This window comes from Flavobacterium pectinovorum (assembly GCF_006438875.1).
GTDB lineage: Bacteria > Bacteroidota > Bacteroidia > Flavobacteriales > Flavobacteriaceae > Flavobacterium > Flavobacterium pectinovorum_A.
Genome location: NZ_RCZH01000005.1, coordinates 160885 through 182171, shown reverse-complemented (window position 1 = coordinate 182171; position 21287 = coordinate 160885). Strand labels below are relative to the sequence as shown.

Annotated in this window: 19 protein-coding genes; 16 read left to right on the top strand and 3 right to left on the bottom strand. The window is 33.5% G+C overall.

The window, feature by feature from the left end; translation table 11 throughout:
- The first annotated feature begins 109 nt into the window (after nucleotides 1-109).
- From EAH81_RS09000 to EAH81_RS08925, 16 genes are all read left to right on the top strand, one after another.
- The gene (locus tag EAH81_RS09000) at nucleotides 110-901 is read left to right on the top strand and encodes a TrmH family RNA methyltransferase (protein ID WP_140506083.1); all 792 of its coding nucleotides are present in this window, start codon (nucleotides 110-112) and stop codon (nucleotides 899-901) included.
- A 259-nt stretch (nucleotides 902-1160) separates the two neighbouring features.
- Nucleotides 1161-1589 (top strand): MarR family winged helix-turn-helix transcriptional regulator, encoded by a 429-nt coding sequence (locus EAH81_RS08995; RefSeq protein WP_140506081.1) that lies wholly within the window; start codon nucleotides 1161-1163, stop codon nucleotides 1587-1589.
- 30 nt (nucleotides 1590-1619) lie between these two features.
- The gene (locus EAH81_RS08990; RefSeq protein WP_140506078.1) at nucleotides 1620-2963 is read left to right on the top strand and encodes a S41 family peptidase; all 1344 of its coding nucleotides are present in this window, start codon (nucleotides 1620-1622) and stop codon (nucleotides 2961-2963) included.
- 60 nt (nucleotides 2964-3023) lie between these two features.
- Nucleotides 3024-4571, top strand: a complete 1548-nt coding sequence (locus EAH81_RS08985; RefSeq protein ID WP_140506076.1) for a serine hydrolase — start codon at nucleotides 3024-3026, stop codon at nucleotides 4569-4571.
- Nucleotides 4572-5005: 434 nt separating this feature from the next.
- Nucleotides 5006-7228: a RelA/SpoT family protein gene (locus EAH81_RS08980; protein WP_140506073.1), complete on the top strand. Its 2223-nt coding sequence runs from the start codon at nucleotides 5006-5008 to the stop codon at nucleotides 7226-7228.
- A gap of 18 nt (nucleotides 7229-7246) precedes the next feature.
- Nucleotides 7247-7795, top strand: a complete 549-nt coding sequence (locus tag EAH81_RS08975) for a hypothetical protein (protein ID WP_140506071.1) — start codon at nucleotides 7247-7249, stop codon at nucleotides 7793-7795.
- A gap of 184 nt (nucleotides 7796-7979) precedes the next feature.
- Nucleotides 7980-8438: a Fur family transcriptional regulator gene (locus tag EAH81_RS08970; RefSeq protein ID WP_026981862.1), complete on the top strand. Its 459-nt coding sequence runs from the start codon at nucleotides 7980-7982 to the stop codon at nucleotides 8436-8438.
- 95 nt (nucleotides 8439-8533) lie between these two features.
- On the top strand, nucleotides 8534-9805 hold the full coding sequence (locus EAH81_RS08965) for an adenylosuccinate synthase (RefSeq protein WP_140506069.1): 1272 nt from the start codon (nucleotides 8534-8536) through the stop codon (nucleotides 9803-9805).
- Nucleotides 9806-9862: 57 nt separating this feature from the next.
- Nucleotides 9863-10444 carry an NUDIX domain-containing protein gene (locus tag EAH81_RS08960; RefSeq protein WP_140506067.1) on the top strand — a complete coding sequence of 194 codons (582 nt, stop codon included), beginning with the start codon at nucleotides 9863-9865 and terminating at the stop codon, nucleotides 10442-10444.
- 41 nt (nucleotides 10445-10485) lie between these two features.
- Nucleotides 10486-11439 carry an alpha/beta hydrolase gene (locus EAH81_RS08955; RefSeq protein ID WP_140506065.1) on the top strand — a complete coding sequence of 318 codons (954 nt, stop codon included), beginning with the start codon at nucleotides 10486-10488 and terminating at the stop codon, nucleotides 11437-11439.
- A gap of 12 nt (nucleotides 11440-11451) precedes the next feature.
- Complete coding sequence (locus EAH81_RS08950) at nucleotides 11452-11844, top strand: hypothetical protein (RefSeq protein WP_140506063.1); 393 nt, start codon at nucleotides 11452-11454, stop codon at nucleotides 11842-11844.
- A 24-nt stretch (nucleotides 11845-11868) separates the two neighbouring features.
- Nucleotides 11869-12444 (top strand): DUF3137 domain-containing protein, encoded by a 576-nt coding sequence (locus EAH81_RS08945; RefSeq protein ID WP_140506061.1) that lies wholly within the window; start codon nucleotides 11869-11871, stop codon nucleotides 12442-12444.
- Between the two features lie 84 nt (nucleotides 12445-12528).
- Complete coding sequence (locus EAH81_RS08940) at nucleotides 12529-13413, top strand: L,D-transpeptidase (RefSeq protein WP_140506058.1); 885 nt, start codon at nucleotides 12529-12531, stop codon at nucleotides 13411-13413.
- A gap of 457 nt (nucleotides 13414-13870) precedes the next feature.
- On the top strand, nucleotides 13871-14461 hold the full coding sequence (locus EAH81_RS08935; protein ID WP_140506056.1) for a TetR/AcrR family transcriptional regulator: 591 nt from the start codon (nucleotides 13871-13873) through the stop codon (nucleotides 14459-14461).
- A gap of 117 nt (nucleotides 14462-14578) precedes the next feature.
- Nucleotides 14579-15724 (top strand): FAD-dependent oxidoreductase, encoded by a 1146-nt coding sequence (locus EAH81_RS08930; protein ID WP_140506053.1) that lies wholly within the window; start codon nucleotides 14579-14581, stop codon nucleotides 15722-15724.
- Between the two features lie 559 nt (nucleotides 15725-16283).
- A complete protein-coding gene (locus tag EAH81_RS08925; RefSeq protein WP_140506051.1) occupies nucleotides 16284-17120 on the top strand; it encodes a hypothetical protein in 837 nt (278 codons plus the stop codon).
- 62 nt (nucleotides 17121-17182) lie between these two features.
- Here the strand turns inward: EAH81_RS08925 and guaB are convergent, their stop codons facing one another.
- The 3 genes from guaB to EAH81_RS08910 form a co-directional block, all read right to left on the bottom strand.
- Nucleotides 17183-18655, bottom strand: coding sequence for an IMP dehydrogenase (guaB, locus tag EAH81_RS08920; protein ID WP_140506049.1), 1473 nt, complete (start codon nucleotides 18653-18655; stop codon nucleotides 17183-17185).
- A gap of 659 nt (nucleotides 18656-19314) precedes the next feature.
- Entirely contained in the window at nucleotides 19315-20715 is a 1401-nt protein-coding gene (locus EAH81_RS08915) for a DUF5723 family protein (protein WP_140506046.1), read from the bottom strand.
- Nucleotides 20712-21263, bottom strand: a complete 552-nt coding sequence (locus EAH81_RS08910) for a hypothetical protein (RefSeq protein ID WP_140506044.1) — start codon at nucleotides 21261-21263, stop codon at nucleotides 20712-20714. The genes EAH81_RS08915 and EAH81_RS08910 overlap by 4 nt, the downstream gene beginning before the upstream one ends.
- Nucleotides 21264-21287 lie beyond the last annotated feature (24 nt).

The window sequence follows — 21287 nt, the reverse complement described above, 5'->3', positions numbered from 1 at the left end:
CGAAAACCTCGCCAGAAAAAACCTTTGACCCTTTGAACCTCTAAACCTTTGCACCTTTTTAAAAAAAACTCAGTACCTTTGAACCTTTGCAACTTTGAGCCTTAAAAAAATGAAACAAATTACTTCAATACAAAATCCGTTTATAAAATCACTTGTTTTATTACAGGAAAAGGCAAAAAACCGCAAACAAACCGGAACATTTTTAATTGAAGGCTTACGCGAAATTTCACTGGCTATAAAAGGCGGTTACGAAATAGAAACAGTTTTATTTTTACCGGAATTGGTTACTGAAAGTCAGATTAGTAAATTGGTAAATACACCGGTTCAATTGATCGAAATCAATAAAGAAGTCTATCAAAAATTAGCCTATCGAGATACCACCGAAGGAATTTTGGCTATAGCCAAAACAAAATCGATGCTTTTATCGGATTTAAAATTATCTGATAATCCATTAATTATAGTGGCTGAAGCTCCCGAAAAACCTGGAAATATTGGTGCACTTTTACGTACTGCAGACGCTGCTAATCTTGACGCAGTTTTGATCGCCAATCCAAAAAGTGATTTATACAATCCTAATATTGTGCGTTCTAGTGTTGGCTGTTTATTCACCAACCAAATAGCAACGGGAACTACTGCCGAAATCATTGCTTTTTTGAAAGAAAAAAAGATTGATTTTTACTGTGCTACTTTACAAAATTCGACATCTTATCATACGCAAGATTTTACTACTCCAACCGCTTTAGTCGTTGGTACAGAAGCTACAGGATTAACGCAAGATTGGCGTGATGCTGCAACACAAAATATTATTATCCCGATGCAGGGCGAAATTGACAGCATGAATGTTTCGGTTGCAGCGGCTATTTTAATTTTTGAAGCCAAAAGACAAAGAGGTTTTAAATAATAAAAACTAAAAAAATCCATTTCTTAAAAGTTTCTGTACTAAAAACTGGAAACAAAAAAACAATCCCTCGATCTTGGGATGTCATGCTATTGTTATAAAACTTCAGTAAAATAGCATTCTAAATCTAAATCGACTCAGTTTGATTTGGTCACAAATTACCTTATAACTTCAGCTAACAATCAAACAATTAAATAAATAAAAATATTTTCTGTTTTAATTGATATATCAATTATATTTGTATCAGCAATCTATAAAAATAATGGAAAAACTAAGTGATATAATTTTTTATTCAATTGAAAAATCAATCAAATCATACAGGCAATTCGCCCAAAAAAACATATCAAAAGCTGGTATCGAAATAACAATCGATCAATGGCTTGTATTGAAAACTATTGAAGAAGATAATTCGACACCACAGAAAGACATTGCTTCAAAAACATTTAAAGACGTTGCTTCAATAACCAGAATTATTGAATTATTGGTACAGAAAGGTTATTTGTCAAGAAAATCCAAATCAGAAGACCGAAGAAGATTTGAATTGACTTTGACAGATGAAGGCAACGATATTATTAAAAAAATGCAGCCTTATATTCAAATCAACAGAGCTCAGGCACTCAAAAATATAACCGATGAAGAAATAAAAAATCTTCATTCAACTCTTTCAAAAATAATATCAAACATCAATTAAATCACGAACAATCAATTAAATCTTAAAAAAATGAAAACAAAGAACGTATTACTTATCTTCTACTTTTTGCTGTTGATTCCAATTAAATCAATGGCACAATCTGTAGCGAATCAAAACACTACTCCAGATCCTGTAACAAAAACAGAACAGCAGCAAGTTATTGATTCCGTTAGTTCACTATTAAACAAAAATTATGTGTTTCCGGAAGTGGCAAAAAAAATGAGCGACCTTATTTCTTCGAATTTGAAAAACGGTTCATATGCTTCAATTACAGATCCCGTTTTGTTCTCTGAAAGATTAACAACTGATCTTTTATCCATAAGCCATGATAAACACATACGCGTTGTTTTTAATCCTTCTTTTATAAAAGAATTAAGGGAAGCAAATAAAAATGCAGATCATGAAGAAATACCTGCATCCATGCTCGACCAATGGAAATCCAGCAACTATGGCTTTAAAGAAGTTAAAATACTGGATGGAAATATTGGATATCTTGATTTGCGTAACTTTATGGATCCTTCAGTTGGAGGTGAAACTGCGGTTGCCGCTATGAATTTTTTCGCTAATGCGACTGCTCTAATCATTGATTTAAGAAAAAACGGAGGCGGTTCATCGGAAATGATTCAGTTAATTACCAGTTACTTTTATGATTCGCAACCAGTACATTTAAATAATTTCTATTTCAGACCAGATGATTCCAATACTCAAACATGGACTTTGCCTTATGTAAACGGGAAACGTATGCCAAAAATAGATCTTTATGTATTAACAAGCAAAGGCACATTCTCTGCCGCGGAAGAATTTACTTATAATCTAAAAAACCTACATCGTGCCACTATTGTTGGTGAAGTTACAGGCGGCGGTGCAAATCCCGGTGGAGATAATATCGCAACAGACCGATTCACTGTCTGGATACCAATCGGAAGGGCAATTAACCCGATAACCAAAACAAACTGGGAAGGAACAGGCGTGCAGCCGGATATTGAAGTTCCCGCGGATGATGCTTTGTTTACAGCGCAAATAAAAGCATTGGAAAAATTGGCGGCAACCGAATCTCAAAATCCAATTAAAAAATATTCATGGTTATTGACCTCTTTGAAAGCAAAACAACAACCTTTAATATTAGAAAAAAAGGAATCTGAAAGTTATATTGGTATATTTGGTCCAAGAATCATTACCTACGAAAATGGAAATTTATATTGTCAGGTAAATTCGGTTCGTAAAATCAAAATGTTACCTTTGAAAAAAGATGTTTTCGACCTAGAAGACAGAATGTTGCGAGTAGAATATAAAAAAGTAAACAATAAAATTTCTGGCATCACAATAGTAAATGTAAACGGAAGTACAGAGAACTTTGAGAAGAATAAAAGTTAATCGCTTTTAAATGCAAGAAGAAATACAAATGTTAAAATAGAAACCAATTAAATTGAATACATGAAAAAAATCAGCACTTGCATTTTATTTCTTCTTGCCTTTAGCATTCAATCTTTTGCACAAATAACCAATCCCGAAGTCGATGAATTGGTAAATCGCACCATAAAAGCTTTTGATGTTCCGGGAATTGCCGTTGCTATTGTAAAAGACGGAAAGGTAGTTTTGGCAAAAGGTTACGGTGTAAAATCTGTCGTAACACAGCAAAAAGTAGATGCAAATACTCTTTTTGGAATCGCATCAAACAGTAAAGCTTTTACAACTGCTGCACTTGCAATGTTAGTCGACGAAGGCAAAATTAAATGGGATGATAAAGTGACAAAATATCTTCCGGATTTTAAAATGTCTGATGATTATGTAACTCGTGAATTTACGATTCGTGATTTATTAACACACCGAAGCGGTCTTGGACTTGGCGCCGGAGATTTGATGATCTGGCCTGACGGGAGTGATTTTAAAGCGCAGGATATCATTCATAATTTAAGATATTTAAAACCTGTTTCCAGTTTTAGAACTAAATACGATTATGACAACTTAATGTACATCATCGCTGGCGAAATTGTGCATGTTGTAACGGGGCAGACCTGGGCAGATTTTGTTGAAGAACGCATCATGAAACCTCTGGAAATGAATAGTAGTGTGGCTTCGATTAAACGTTTAAAAGATACTAGTAACGTAATTACCCCGCACGTTCCGATTGATGGAAAACTAAAAACCATAAAACGTTATGAAAATCAGCTTTTTGATGGAGCAGCCGGAATTTATTCCAGTGTAAATGATTTGAGCAAATGGGCGATTTTGCAAATCAATAACGGTAAATACGGCGATAATAAACAATTGTTTTCGGAGAAAGAACACAACGAAATGTGGCAATTGCAAACTATTATTCCTGCAACAACAAGACCTCCGTACAATACTCATTTTTCGGGCTATGGTTTAGGATGGTTTTTAAGTGATGTAAAAGGATACAAGCAAGTTTCACACACAGGTGGTTTAGAAGGAAATGTGACACAAACTACTTTGATTCCGGAATTAGGTTTAGGGATTATTGTTTTGACAAATCAACAATCCGGTGCAGCTTTTAGCGCTATTACTAACACGATAAAAGACAGTTATCTAGGCATTAAGTCAGATGATTACGTTACCGTTTACAGCAACCGAATGAAAGCCAGTGAAGAATCGGCTGACAAAGTAACCGATGAAGTTTGGGCAACTGTTGCCAAAAACAAAAAAGATAAATTGAAAGTTGATTTTTCTAAAATTACAGGAACTTACAAAGACAATTGGTTTGGAGAAATCACCATCACAGAGAAAAAAGGAAAAGCTTATTTTGCTTCAAAGCGTTCTTCGCAGCTTGTTGGTGAAGTTTTTTTCTATAAAGATGGAAACTATGTCGTAAAATGGAACAATGCCTTTTTTCACGCCGATGCGCATTTACTTTTCAAATATGATGAAAGTGGAAAAGTCGCTAATCTAAAAATGCTTCCAATTTCTGAATTGACTGATTTTAGTTATGATTTTCAGGATTTGGATTTTTCGAAGATCGAGTAAATTATCTCTAGAAAACAGATAGTCCCTACGGGACATTTTATTCTGGGGCTAATAATTGGCGCTACCAACAGATAATCTCTCCGAGATATACTTTTTAGAAATTAAAGATTTTCTTTCAATTTTAACTCAAAAAAAGTATATCTCGGAGAGATTATCTGTTGGTAAAAAAAACCAAGCAAGATTATTTGTCCCGTAGGGACTACACCTTTTTTACCACACTAAGTTTGATAAAAAAACAAAATAACCTTAGTCAAACTAAACAGATTCAAAATACTTTTTAACAAAAAAGGATCTCTCCCGAAGTTTCGGGACGTTTGATTTTACGTATCAAAATCTACCCTTTAAAATCTAAAATCAGAAATCAGAAATCAACAATCGTTTCCCTTGCGTATGTTCAAACTTATTGCTATTTTTAGTACTTGAACCATGCCGTTATGATAGAAATAGATATTGAAAAAGAAAACAAAGCAATTGCACAAGAGTACAAAGAATTACTTCGAATCAGTTACCAGACTTTAAGCCCAACCGACAAAAAACTTATCCGTAAAGCATTTGATGTTGCCGTTGACGCACATAAAGAACAAAGACGTAAATCTGGCGAAGCGTATATCTTTCATCCTATTGCAGTTGCAAAAATTGTTGCCTCAGAAATTGGTTTGGGAGCGACCTCTATTGCTGCGGCTTTATTGCACGATGTTGTTGAAGATACTCCTATAACAGTTGAAGATATTGAGCGTTTATTCAACCCAAAAGTAGCACAGTTGGTTGAAGGTTTAACCAAAATATCATTGGTTCAAAAAGATTTGAATGCTTCTATGCAAGCAGAGAATTTCAGAAAAATGATTCTGACTTTGAACGATGACGTTCGGGTAATTTTGATCAAACTAGCGGATCGTTTGCACAATATGCAAACTATGGATTCGATGGCGGAATATAAACAAACTAAAATCGCCTCAGAAACACTTTATATTTACGCTCCTCTTGCCCACCGTTTAGGACTTTATAATATTAAAACTAAATTAGAGGATTTAGGTTTAAAATATACAGAACCGGCTGTTTACAATGACATTGTAAGCAAGATTCGGGAAACAAAAGAAGAACAAGATGCCTATATCAAGGATATCTCAGATGTTTTAAAAAAATCTTTAGACCTGGAGAACATTGATTATATCATAAAAGGGCGTCCGAAATCTATTTATTCGATTCGTCGAAAAATGCGCGCTCAAAATGTGAGTTTTGATGAAGTTTATGACAAATTTGCCTTAAGAATTGTCTACAAATCAGATCCACATGATGAAAAATTTGTAGCATGGAAAATCTATTCCATCGTTACAGATCATTACAGACCAAGCCCAAGCCGTTTGCGTGACTGGATATCCTCTCCAAAATCAACCGGTTACGAAGCTTTGCACATTACCGTTATGGGACCAAAAGGCCGTTGGGTCGAAGTACAGGTTCGAAGCGAGCGTATGGACGAAATTGCCGAAAAAGGTTATGCAGCACACTACAAATACAAAAACGGAGCAACTGAAGAAAGCGGTTTGGATGTGTGGCTGAATTTACTTCGTGAAGCGCTGGAAAATCAAGAAACTAATGCGGTTGATTTTGTAGAAGATTTTAAAATGAATTTATATTCGAAAGAAATCTTTGTCTTTACGCCAAAAGGGGAAATTAAATCGCTGCCAAAAGGAGCAACTTCACTAGATTTTGCGTTTAGTATTCACTCCGAAATTGGAATTAAAACCAGAGGAACACGTGTTAATGGACGTTTGGTTCCGTTGAATCACGAATTAAAAAGTGGTGATCAGGTCGAAGTTATAACTTCTGCAAATCAAAAACCAACAGTAAACTGGTTGGAATATGTAACAACTTCGAGAGCCAAAAATAAAATTAAAAACGTTCTTAACGAGAATACTAAAAAAATTGCCGAAGAAGGAAAAGAATTACTTACCCGAAAACTAAGACATTTAAAAATAACAATCAATGAACAAGTTATCAATGAATTGGTTAACTTTTTTAAGCTTAAAACAAGTTTAGATTTATTTTACAGAGTTGGAATTGGAGCGATTGAAAATCAACAATTAAAAGATTACGCAGCCCAAAAAAGCAATACGTTTATCAATTTCTTTAAAAATAAAATTAAACGAAATAAAGACACCACTACTTCTGACGAGATTCATAAACCTGTTATCAGCAGTAATTATGATATGCTGGTTTTTGGAACTGATCATGACAAACTGGATTACAAACTTTCGCAATGTTGTAATCCAATTCCGGGAGATGATGTTTTTGGATTTGTAACGATAAACGAAGGAATCAAAGTTCACAAAAAAGACTGTCCAAATGCGATTGGAATGCAATCAAACTACGCTTATCGTATTATGAGCGCCAAATGGATTGATTCGTCGCAAGAAGAATTCAAAGCTATTATCAACATTACCGGAATGGATGTTTTGGGGCTTACAAACCAATTGACAAGGGTAATTTCGAACAATATGAGTGTGAATATTCAGAGTATTTCGTTGAGTACTGATGCAGGAATTTTTCACGGACAAATTGCTGTTATTGTAAAAAATAATACGATTTTGAAGAAAATGATTAATGCCATCAAAAAAATTGACGGTGTTGATAAAGTAACCCGAGAATACAGAACCTAGATATTTTTTTAATTATATATGAAAAACAGTTCCTTAGAAATGGAAATTCCTAAAGTAAATTTTGACGAAAACGGAGAACTTTTAATTGTTGCTTCTGAATCTTCTTCAAAAGATGATTTTGATTTTTTTCAAGGAAAATCGGTTATTCGAAATAAGAAATTAAAACAACGATTTGCAAATTGTACCGAATGGATTGAATTTCCTTCGACTCAGGAAATGTACAAGATTCTAAACGGAATTGGTAATATTGATAATTTTCTCGCCACTTTTGATGGTGAGCCTTTTGAAGGAATGACGGTTCGCCTTTTTAATCCAAAAACAAAATTGTGGAGTATTTATTGGGCGGATTCAAACACCGGAACTTTAGATAAACCAGTAATTGGGTCCTTTGAAAACAATGTTGGACATTTTTTTTCTAAAGATATTTTTGAAAACAAAAAAGTACTGCAAGTATTCCGTTGGGATGCCAGAGATCAAAATAATCCTGTTTGGAGTCAGGCGATGTCAGACGACGAGGGAAAAACCTGGGAATGGAATTGGTACATGTATATGTCTAAGACTAGCTGAAGATTTGTTAGTTTTATCATAAATAAAAATAATTATGTTAATTAAGTTTATTTAAATTCTTTAAATTTAATCTCCGCAAAAGCCTGTAATTAGTGCCTTATTTCGGATCAAATCTAAAGTGGAAAGTTAAACTTTAAACCCGAAACTTTTATTCATTAAAAATAAAAAATTATCTTTGCCGGATATGACACTCATTTCAACTGACAACACTAAGAATCAAGAAATTGTAAAAAACGTTTTTACAATGTATCTTGAGCAAAAAGGGCATCGCAAAACTCCTGAGCGTTATGCTATACTTCAGGAAATTTACGATAGCGAAGAGCATTTTGACATAGAAAACTTATATATCAAAATGAAAAACAAAAACTATCGTGTGAGTAGAGCTACTTTATACAACACGATCGAGTTATTGTTAGACTGTGCCTTGGTTAGAAAACATCAATTTGGGCAAAATCAGGCCTATTACGAAAAATCTTATTTCGACAAACAGCACGATCATATTATCATGACTGATTCTGGCGAAGTAATTGAATTTTGCGACCCAAGAATTCAGACCATCAAAAAAACAATCGAAGAAATATTTGATATCGAAATAACGAATCATTCCTTATATTTCTACGGAAACAAAAAGCAAAAACAATAATCCGGAAAGGGAATTATTTAGAAAATAAAAAAAAGAAAATTAACTACATTAATCAGTAGGGCAATTGAGATTGCCTCAACGCAAATTAAAACAGAATGACCGTAGATTTATTACTAGGATTACAATGGGGAGATGAAGGTAAAGGAAAAATTGTTGACGTTCTTACCTCTAATTATGACATTATTGCACGTTTTCAAGGAGGACCAAATGCTGGACATACATTAGAATTTGACGGAATCAAACATGTACTTAGAACCATTCCTTCTGGAATTTTTCATAAAAAATCAATAAACATCATCGGTAACGGTGTTGTAATAGATCCGGTAGTTTTTCAAAAAGAAATTGAAGGTTTAGCGAAATTTAACCTTGACATCAAAAATAAATTGATCATTTCAAGAAAAGCACATTTAATTTTACCAACGCACCGTTTGTTAGATGCAGCTTCTGAAGCATCTAAAGGAAAAGCAAAAATTGGTTCTACTCTTAAAGGAATTGGTCCTACTTATATGGACAAAACCGGTAGAAACGGATTGCGTGTTGGAGATATCGAATTAGAAGACTTTAAAGAACGTTACAGAGCTTTGGCTGACAAACATGAAGCAATGATTGCTTTTTATGATGTAGCGATTCAATACAATTTAGCGGAACTTGAAAAAGAGTTTTTTGAAGCTATTGAAGAATTAAAAAAATTAGATTTTATTGACAGTGAAGAATATATCTACCAAGCTCAAAAAGCTGGTAAATCTATTTTATGCGAAGGAGCTCAGGGATCTTTATTAGATGTTGATTTTGGAACTTATCCTTTCGTAACTTCATCAAATACTACTGCTGCCGGAGCTTGTACAGGTTTAGGAATTGCTCCTAACAAAATCAAAGAAGTTTACGGAATTTTTAAAGCTTATGTTACACGTGTTGGTAGCGGACCTTTCCCAACAGAACTTTTTGACGAAGTTGGTGCTACAATGGCAAGAGTTGGTAACGAATTTGGATCTGTTACAGGAAGACAAAGACGTTGTGGATGGTTAGACCTTGTAGCTTTAAAATATGCTGTTCAGGTAAACGGTGTTACACAATTAATGATGATGAAAGGTGACGTTCTTTCAGGATTTGAAACTTTAAAAGTTTGTACAGAGTACAACTATAAAGGTCAAAACATTTCTCACTTTCCTTATAACATCGAGCCGGAAAACGTAACTCCTGTTTATAAAGAATTTAAAGGATGGCACGCTGATTTAACGGGATTGACCACTTACGATCAATTACCTGTCGAGCTAAAAGAATATATTGAGTTTATTGAACAAGAAGTTGGAGTGCCAATCAAGATTGTATCTGTTGGACCAGACAGAAAGCAAACAATAACAAAATAATACATCTAAACGCTCTGATAACCAGAGCGTTTTTTTTTATACAAAACATTTCTATTTATGAAAAATCCAGAAATTAAAGTTACCGAAACCAAGTTGTTATCAGACAATTGGTATATACTTAACAAAGTAACTTTTGATTACCAAAAGAAAGATGGCAAAGTAGAATCTCATATTCGCGAAGTTTATGACCGCGGAAATGGAGCCGCAATTTTATTGTATAATTCATCAAAAAAAACAGTAATCCTAACAAGGCAATTTCGCTTACCAACTTATCTTAACGGAAATAAAACCGGAATGATGATCGAAGTTTGTGCAGGACTTCTGGATCAGGATAATGCGGAACAAGCTGTAATTCGCGAAACCGAAGAAGAAACTGGTTACAGATTAAAAGAGGTTAAAAAAGTTATAGAAACCTATATGTCACCTGGTTCTGTAACAGAAATTTTATATCTTTTTGTTGGGGAATATGATGAAACTATGAAAGTAAATGATGGCGGAGGATTAGATGCTGAACAGGAAAACATTGAAGTTCTGGAATACACTTTTGACGAAGCTTATGGCATGATTGAATCCGGAGAAATTACAGATGCAAAAACCATTTTATTATTGCAGCATGCGAAGATAAAAGGTCTGATTTAGTTTTTTTTTTGAGTATTTTTAAATCATCAAACTAAAATTAAATGAAGATATTTAAAAATCGAAAAATATATTCCACAATACTAGCAACAATTTTTATACTAATAAATATTGTTGCTTTTTTTCATGCTTATAAATTCACACATTTTACAGAAAACGAATCTGTAAAAACAAATAGTCCCGAAAAACTATCTTCATTTGAAAAAGTAAAAACTTTATTTCTTGGAGTTAATAACCCTAAACCAAAAAACACAAAGTTTCCAACTCAAAAATATCAAACAGTAAAACTAAAAAGCAATAAGGAAATTGAGTGTTGGTTAATAAAAACTGAAAAGTCAAAAGGAACAATCATTCTATTTCATGGTTATGGTGGAGATAAATCTTCAATGATTGATAAATCCGATGAATTTATTAAACTCGGTTTTAATACCATGCTTGTAGATTTTATGGGAAGCGGAAATTCTGAAGGAAATCAAACGACAATTGGTTATAAAGAAGCCGAAGAAGTAAAAACAGTATATGACTATTTATTCCAAACAAGAGAAAAAAACATATACTTATTTGGTACTTCAATGGGAGCAGTCGCTATCATGAAATGCATTAATGATTATAAAATAAAACCAAAAGGGATTATAATAGAATGTCCTTTTGGCTCAATGTATACAACAGTGTGCGCCAGATTCAAAAAAATGAACGCACCAACTTTTCCAATGGCAGGAATTTTAGTGTTTTGGGGTGGAATTCAAAATGGCTTTTGGGGATTTAGTCATAATCCAACTGAATATGCAAAAAATATAAGTTGCCCAACTTTATTGCTTTACGGAGAAAAAGATAAAAGTGTAAGCCTAAAAGAAATTCATGAAATTTATACAAATTTGAAAGGTCAAAAAAAATTAAATATTCATAAAAACACAGGACATGAAAATTACCTGACAAAAAACAAAGTCGAATGGAATAAAAATGTTTCTGACTTTCTAATAAACAAAAAAACAATTTAATCTTTACAAAAAATGAGTTTTCTAAAATCATTTACTCTTTTAATCTTATTTCTTACCGCAACAATTTCAATGGCTCAGAATAATCAAAACTTTGACTGCAAAATCCTTAAGGATATCAAATTAAAATATGCACACAAGCCAGACAATACTGATTATATTATTATTAAAGATAACAAACATGTTGAGAATTTAGAGGATGGAAAATATTACATTAAATCTGATTTAGAATGGTTGAGCGATTGTGAGTATAATGCAACGATGACAGAAATTACTTTGCCCGATTTTCCGTTTAAAGCGGGAGAAATCATGAATGTAAAGTTTGAAAAAATAAAAGATGATACTATCTATGGAACTGCAACTGTTCGGAATCAAACATTTCCCATAAAATTTATAATCATAAAATAAAAATCCCTTCTTAATATAAAATCAATGTTTGATAATTCTAAAAATAACATCAATATTTGGCAAGAACTCGCAAAAGAAACTAACGGAACTTTCACAGAAGGATATTCCTGGCGATCCGATTCTACTGAAATTGAATACAAAAACTGGAAAATTATCTTTGACAATTATAGACTTTGGTCAGGAAAAAATTCCACCCAAATGACTCGGGTAATTACTCCAATTACTTTGAAAGATAATTTTAAATTTGAAATCTATCGGGAAGGGTTTGTTCGGAAAATTGAAAAATTTTTTGGAGCTCAAGATATAGAAATTGGTTATCCGGATTTTGACAAAGCATTCATCATTAAAAGCAATAATGAATTTAAAATAAAAACATTATTACGTAATAAAGAAATCAGAAATCTTATCAGCTCTCAAAAAGATGTTAACATTCAAATTTTAAATTACCAAGGAATTTGGGAAAAGGAATTACCCGAAAATGAATTTGAATTATCCTATTTTATGGATGGTCAGATCAAAGATATACAGACTTTAAAATTGTTACTTGAACTTTTCAAGCTGATTCTCGATGATTTGTATCAAATGAATGCTATTGACTAAATGATAATCCAATAACCAATTCAAGGAATTGTGTAATAAATTCAGGTATTAAAAATATAACTTTACTATAATAAAAATTCTATTATGAGAAAGTTATATTACACAACAAATATTTTACTTCTGTTAATTTTAGTTCTATTAGTTTCCTGTAAAGAAAACAAAACCATAAGAACAGGCGAAGAAGCAAAACCACATAAAACAATTGAATATAAGAAACCAGGATCATCTGTTAGTTTTCATTTTGAGAAAACCAAAGAATGGTTAAAAACAAACGAATCAGATAGCAGCAAACTTCGTATTGCTTATGCCATAAACAGAACAGACAAAGCCAATTTTGCAAAATTGGATTCTGTTGTAATTCCTAGTGATTTTAGTGGAGATATTGTTTACTATCTTCCTTTTCCGTTGCACGTCGCAGCCTTGACAGATGTTTCAAAAGTTATAATTTTCTCCTACCCTGCTCAGGCATTTGCTGCATATGAAAATGGAGAATTAATCTACACAGGTCCAACCAATATGGGAAGAAAAAAAGATCCAACTCCAACCGGATTATTTTTTACCAATTGGAAAGCCGAAAAAACAACCAGCACTTTTAATGACGAATGGGACTTAAAATGGAATTTTAATATCGAAAACAAACTTGGCGTTGGTTTCCACGAATACGCATTACCAGGATATCCTGCTTCACATTCTTGCTTGCGTTTACAGGAAAAAGACGCCAAAGATCTTTATAAATGGGCAGATGAATGGATTTTGAAAGACAAGGAAAACGTAAAAGTAAAAGGAACTCCAGTAATTGTTTTCGGAAACTACAATTTTGATGGTCCAAAACCGTGGCATGCATTAGTAGACGATCCAAAATCTTTAGATATATCTGAATCCGAAATTGAAAATCAGGTAAATCCCTTTTTACAGAAAATCTTAGACAATCAAAAAGTCAGAGAAACAGAGCAATCGAATACTCCTTAAAAACATATAACTATTTATAAAAATCAGCTAAAGCATTTAAATATGTTTTAGCTGATTTTTTATTTGAGATAATTGAGCTAAAGCCAATGTAATACTGCTTTAAAACTCCCCCGAAAGCTGGAGCCTATTCAATAATTTAGATTTAAAATATTATAATTTCCCTGGGCAAGACGCACTGCTGTGCGTCTCTACGTTAAACCTTTGTCCCTTTGAACCTTTTTCAAATAAATAACTGCATGCTACGATAAAACCTTTGTCGCTATAGATCTTACCATTGCCAGACCTAACAGGTTTAAAAAACTTGTTAGGTCTATATTGAACACAAAATACGCATTGCTGTGCGTCCTACGATAAAACCTTTGAACCTCTGCCTCTTTACAACTTTGAACCTTTTTTTAATAAATAAGCGAACGTTCATTTTATTTATATTATCTTTGTACCATAATTAATTCAAATTATGAGAACAAGAGATACAAATAAGGAAGAAATTGTAAAACAAAAAGCGATCGAAATGCTTGTTGCACAAGGCGTAGAAGGTTTTGGAATGAATAGATTAGCTAAAGAATGCGGTGTTTCTGTTGCGACATTATACATCTATTATTCAGACAAGGAAGATCTTATTCGCAAAATTGGAATCGAAATTGGCAAAAATTTCTTTGAAGAAATGCTCGTGGGATTTTCTTCAGAAATGTCATTTGTGGAAGGTTTGCGTAAACAATGGGAAAACCGTTCTAAGTTTACAATCAATTTTTCTTTGCAAACCACCTGTTTGGAACTCTTAAAACATTCCAGTTATGGTGACGCCATTTTATCTGAAATCACTTCAGATTTTAAAGATCAAATGACAAAATTTATTACGAAAGCCATTGAAAAAAAGGAACTTCTTCCTGTTACTTTCGAAGTCTTTTGGAGTATTGCTTATGGATCACTTTATTCTCTTTTAGAACTTCACAGAGAAGGAAAATCTATGTCGGGAAAACCTTTTGTCTTTACTGACGAAATTAGGGATGAGGCTTTTAATTTGGTTATAAAAGCTTTAACACCTTAAATAGAAATCAATGTCTAAAATCAATGTCAATTTCAATGTTAATTCTAAAAATCAATATCAATTAATCTAAATATAAATTAATTCAATCACAAAAATATCAATTAAATAAAAAGTCAGATGAATACTTCACTTATAAAAAATAAAAAAATAGCCATTATCGGTGGCGGACCTGTTGGCTTAACAACTGCCAGAATTTTACAAATTAACGGTGCCGACGTAACGGTTTATGAGAGAGATATAAACAAAGAAGCCAGAACATCGGGCGGAACACTTGATATTCATTCAGATTCCGGACAAAAAGCGATTCAAAAAGCGGATTTAATGGACGAGTTCTATAAATATGCAAGACCAACAGGCGAAAAAATGGCGGATATGTATGGAAATATAACTTCTGATGAAATACCAAATGAAGAAAATGCTTATTTACGTCCAGAAATTGATCGTAATGATTTACGAAAAATTATGCTGGAAAATCTTCACGAAAATACGGTTGTTTGGAACAGTCATCTGACAAATATTGAAAAGATAGGAGAACAATATCATTTAGAATTCAAAAACGGTTCTAAAACAATTTCCGATTTTGTTATCGTCGCCAATGGCGGAAGGTCAAATGCCAGAAAATTTGTTACTGACAAAGAACCTCAACTTTCAGGAACCTACATTATTCAGGGTGAAATTGAAAATCCGGAGCGCGATTATCCCGAATTTAAACCTAAATATGGTGATGGAAATGTCATGGCAATGGGCGAACAAAAGATGTTTTATACCCATACTTTAGGCGACGGTTCTGTACATTTTGGAGTTTCATTTATGGCTGATGAAAATTGGATTTTAAATAATGGACTTGATTTTGAAGACAATAATAACATAAGAACTTTTCTAAATGAAACGTTTGCAAATTGGGACGATGATTATAAAGCTTTTTTTAATGTTGCAACAGATTTTTCAGGATTGCCACTTAGATTATTCTCATTGGAAGAGCCTTGGAAAAAACATTCAAACATTACGTTGGTGGGCGATGCAGCACATGTAATGCCTCCATTTGCAGGTGAAGGCGTAAATATGGGATTAATGGATGCATATCAATTAACTGAGAATTTGACTAATGGAGAATTTAAAACTCTTCAGGAAGCAATTGATGATTATGAACAAAAAATGTTTGACTATGCTCTGGAAGCACAACGTCAGACTACTAAAATGGAAATTTTATTACATTCTGATATTACAGCAGAAGATATTTTGAATAGCCGTGGTGGGGTTTAATTCATTACCATATAAGTGATATAAGTTCATATTAGCTGGATTATTATTATTGCTTTATTATAGTGATTTGGATTAGTTTTGTCATCTCGAGGAACGAGAAATCACACTACCCCGAAGCTTCGGGCAATATCATTAAGTTAAGCTTTTAAAAAATAAAATTATTGCAGATCAAATCCGTTTTTATCCGCGTTTTTACGAAGTAAATCTGTTTTATCCGCGTCAAAATTAGACGCTGATTTTACTGATTCACTAAAGCGAAAACGCTGATAAAAACGCATTTTTCTAATTATTTTCTAGATTAAACTGTTAAGTAATTTGATAGATTCCCCTTAACTTAATGACATTGAGCTTCTGGACGCAAAGAAAGTCGTCAATCTTGTCGATAATCGAGTGTGATTTCTCCCTTCGGTCGAAATGACAAGATTGCGAAACCCGACAGGTTTTCAAAACCTATCGGGTTTAAATAAAATCGTTTTCTCTTATCATTAAGTCAATTTAATTTTTCTATTTTCGTTTGCTAAAAAGCATTAAATAAAAGATTGCTTTAAAGAACTAAAACATGAAAAATAACATCTTATTTATTCTAATATTATTCCCAATTTTCAATTTTGCACAAACAGGGCAAGTTCTTGATTTTAAGATTGGATATGCTCCACAAACAGTATATACACAAATTCTTGAGCAATCGTCAGAAACTGAACTTCATTATATTGGTTCTGATGAACTTTTGGAAAAATTAAAGAATAAAGGCGTTGCTAATCCCACTCTGGCAAAAACTTTTTCAATAATGGAATCGGTTTGTAAGACTGGTAAAACCGCAAAAGATGGAAATTTCCCTGTAACTATAGAATTTAATAAATCTACAAATTCAGAAAACAAAATTATTATACCTGATGGAACAATACTTTATGGAATTGCATCAACTTCAACAATGCCAAAATTAGACTCAATTATTTCAAAAGATCTTGATGAATCTTTCAAAAGCACCCTTCTTAGTACCATTCAAAGTATGTTTTCGCAAATTGCATTACCGGAGAAAAAAATGAAAATTGGCGAATCATTTTCACAAGAAACTCCACTTAAAATTCCAATTGCCGGCCTTTCTATGGATATGCAGATTACAACTATTTATAAATTAATCAGTGTTACAAATCAAACTGCTAATTTTGATATTGATCAAAAATACGTTTTGGATGTTGCAATGTTAGACGGTAAATACAACATAAATGCTGAAGGAGGCGGAAATGGAAAATTACTATATGATATTCCTAACCATTTTGCCACACAATTTAAGTTAGATATAGGATTAACTTTTGACTTAAAGCAAGAAACATTTGGACTGAAAGTAAAATCAAATAGCAACTTTAATCAAACCATTCATATTAGCAAAAATTAAACATAAAAAAAGGCATACGAAACTAAATCTTATGCCTTTTGTTTTATAATGAAAACTAAAAATTATCTTGAATAATTTGGAGCTTCTTTTGTAATTGTAACATTGTGAGGATGACTTTCTGTAATTCCGCTTGAGGTGATTCTAACGAAACGTCCGGTTTCTTGTAAAGTTGGAATGTCTTTTGAACCACAGTATCCCATTCCGGCACGAAGACCTCCAACGAATTGAAGCATACTTTCGTTTAATTCTCCTTTGTAAGGAACACGACCAACAATTCCTTCCGGAACTAATTTTTTAACGTCGTCTTCAACATCTTGGAAATAACGGTCTTTTGAACCTGTTTGCATTGCTTCAACAGAACCCATTCCGCGGTATGATTTGAATTTTCTTCCTTCGAAGATAATTGTTTCTCCCGGAGATTCTTTTGTTCCTGCTAATAATGAACCTAACATTACACAATCAGCACCTGCAGCGATCGCTTTAGGAATATCTCCTGTGTAACGAATTCCGCCATCTGCAATAACCGGAACTCCGGTTCCTTTGATAGCTGCGGCTACTTCAAGAACTGCTGAGAATTGTGGGAAACCAACACCTGCAACGATACGAGTTGTACAGATAGAACCTGGTCCAATCCCTACTTTTACTCCATCTGCTCCATTTTCTACTAAATATTTAGCTGCTTCCGGAGTTGCGATGTTTCCAACAATTACATCTATTTGTGGAAATCTTGATTTTACTTCTTTTAAGGTATTTACAACACCTTCTGTATGTCCGTGAGCAGTATCAATAATGATTGCATCTACTCCTGCAGCAACTAATGCTTCTGCTCTTTGAACGGCATCACCTGTAACTCCAATTGCCGCAGCTACTCTTAAACGTCCAAAAACGTCTTTGTTAGCGATTGGTTTTTGAGTCAGTTTTGTGATATCTCTGAATGTAATTAAACCAACTAATTCATAATTAGCATTTACTACCGGTAATTTTTCGATTTTGTGTCCTTGTAAAACTACTTCGGCTTGTTCTAATGAAGTTCCTTCGGCAACAGTTACTAAGTTTGTACTTGTCATTACCTCAGCGATTGGTCTTGCACCATTCTTTTCGAAACGTAAATCACGGTTTGTAACGATTCCTTTTAGGATTCTGTTTTCGTCAACGATTGGGATTCCGCCAATTCCGAATTCTTTCATTGCATTTTTTGCGTCTGCAATAGTGGAGTTCATTGGCAATGTTACCGGATCGATAATCATTCCTGACTCAGCACGTTTTACTCTTCGTACCTTCGCAGCTTGTTGCTCGATGGTCATGTTTTTATGTAAAACACCAATTCCGCCTTCTTGCGCCATAGCGATTGCCATTGCACTTTCGGTAACGGTATCCATAGCAGCTGATACTATTGGAACGTTTAGTGTTATATTTCGTGAAAATTTTGATTTGATACTCACTTCGCGAGGAAGCACATTAGAGTAGTTAGGTACTAATAATACATCGTCGTAAGTTAAACCTTCGCCGATAATCTTGGAGTTGTGTGCTATCATGTTGCAATTTCTAGTTGAATTGCGTGCAAATATAGTGAATAAATTGGAAACTTGGATACTAACTTATTCATAAATTTAACTTTACAAGAAAAGCCTTATAAATTCCCAGAGCCTAGCCCAGATGGAAATGGAAAGCCACGAAAAGTAAAACTACATTTTTTCGTGGGTTTAAAAAGCGACCAGCGGAAGCTCTTTTAAAACCTTAGAAAAAAGTTGTTTTGCTCGAGTGCTTGTAATGTACAGCTGGAAATTGCTTCTAAAAAAAATCACAATATGAGTTATGTAAGTAATTATAAGATGAAGGTTCTCTCCCGAAGCCAATGTCATTAAGTTAAGCTTTAAAAAAATAAAATTATTGCTAATCAAATCCGTTTTTATCCGCGTTTTTACGAAGTAAATCTGTTTTATCCGCGTCAAAATTAGACGCTGATTTTACTGATTCGCTAAAGCGAAAATGTTGATAAAAACGGATTTTTCTAATTACTTTCTTGATTAAACTGTTATGTAATTTTATAGATTTCCCCTTAACTTAATGACATTGCCCGATCCCGTCCCGAAGTTTCGGGATCGGGACGGGGTCAGGACGGGACGCTCGAACTGATAATTGAATTCGTTCGACAACAATATTAAATGAACTTATATAACTTATATGGTAAAAATCAGTCTTCGGAATCCTGAAAAACAAAGTTGAAACCAAATTGAAATGCCAGACTATTGGCTTTGGAAACGTCTTTGTATTCCAAAACATTATCTACGAGAAGGTACATATTTAGTTTTCCGAGTGTTCCTGAAAGTCCTAAACCTATATTTTTATTCGAATACGGATCGATTGTGTAAGTAGCTTTAAGATCTAGTTTTTCGAAAATACTTCGTTTATAAAAAGCGGTTATGGCTACATAAGGTTCACTGGGCATTGTCATGGCAAACATTTGACCGCCAATTGCATTAAGATATCTCCTATTGATACTTCCTTTACAATTACATTGGTCATCAGATCGGGATTCACCAAAGGAATATTGAATTGAAGAATATAATTTTGTTGGCCGCCAAGTGGTGTATTTATTGTATAAAGTGTCGCGCGGAATCGCTTTATCGAATTGATCAAAAACATCTTCAGGCTTGTTTACGGGATCAAAATTTGGGTTTGCGCCTTTGTAACTGTAGGTACCTTTATAGGTCAGAGTTTCTACGTCTTTTGACTGTTTTATAAACCCAATGTCGACTATACTGGCTGTAAACTGTAGATTTTCTTTGATGTAATAGGTAATTCCTGCATCAAGCCCCAAACCTAAACTTCCGTTAAAAAAAGTATTGCGCGCGATATCACTGGGAACGCTCCCTTCATATTCGTCTTTTGTAAATTTATTGAGTCCTGATGTTTTTAATTCCAGATTTGATGATATTATCTGATTATAAAGATTGGGTGTTCCCACACTTTGTCCTGTATAAATAAATCCTGAATTGTGGGTCGATGTAGCATTTGCACCACTGGAATAAATCTTGGCTCGTCCGCCTAAAACAAGTTTTTCACTTAGCTTTTTATGAAATCCCACATGGAATACTGAAAGCACTTCGGCTCTAAGATTCAAATCGGCCAAGTTGAATGTTTTTCCTATGTAGTTTTGATTTCCGTCGACGGCTAAAATGGCTAAGTCTTTTGGGAAATACATTAGAAAATCAAATTCCTGATAAACTCCAAACGAAATATAAGACTGACTTTCTTTGCCGCCAATTCTAAAACCTCCTGAGAAAATCTCGAGTTGCTGGTTTACCTGAGTTTTATCTTTATTGGATGAATTACTGATAATATTTCGAACTTTATCGTTGAAGTCGACTCCATTATTGGCAAATAAATCATATGCTGAGAAACTACTCGATCCTAAATTTGCCGAAACTCCGGATAAAATTGGGATTCCGAAATAAAACTTATAGGAAACATCTGCTCCCGGATTTACTAATAATGATTGCGGAATTGAGGTAAAATTATATAATACTTGCTTGTTTTGGGCGAAACAAGAAAGCTGAAAAATTACGAGTAAAATCAAATATCCTTTTCTCATTCTATTTCCATATAAATAGTTGCGCCTGAGCGGAATTTCAAATTGCCTTTACTATTTATATCTAATGGAGGTCCGGCATCCATTGTGACAACAAAACCAAGCTTTGCAGTTTTTTTCAAAAGATCTAATCTTTCATTTTCGAATACTTCTGTTGGAAATTTTATAATATTGGGTGTTCCTGAATATGCCGGAACTTGATAAGAATCTGTTTCAAGTATTTGATCGTTAGCATCCAGAAGCATTAAATCGATTCGAAATGATCTAATTATAGTGTTTTCAATCTCAAAATTAAGTTCTGCCTTTACCAGATTATCTCTAAAAAACTTGTCCTTGAACGCATTAAATTCGCTTACGTCAACAAACGGCTCTGCACTTCCGTCATTGATAAGCTGAGTTGCAGGAATATCAAAATAAGCCAGATTGGCGACAAAAACAGGTTTCAATTTGAGATCATTAACCTGATCAAAATCTAAACTACTTGAACACGAAAACAATAATGGTGCTAAAAGTAAAAGCTTAGAAATTCTGCTGATGAAATTTGATTTCATGGCTAGGTTTGTTTGAATAAATAA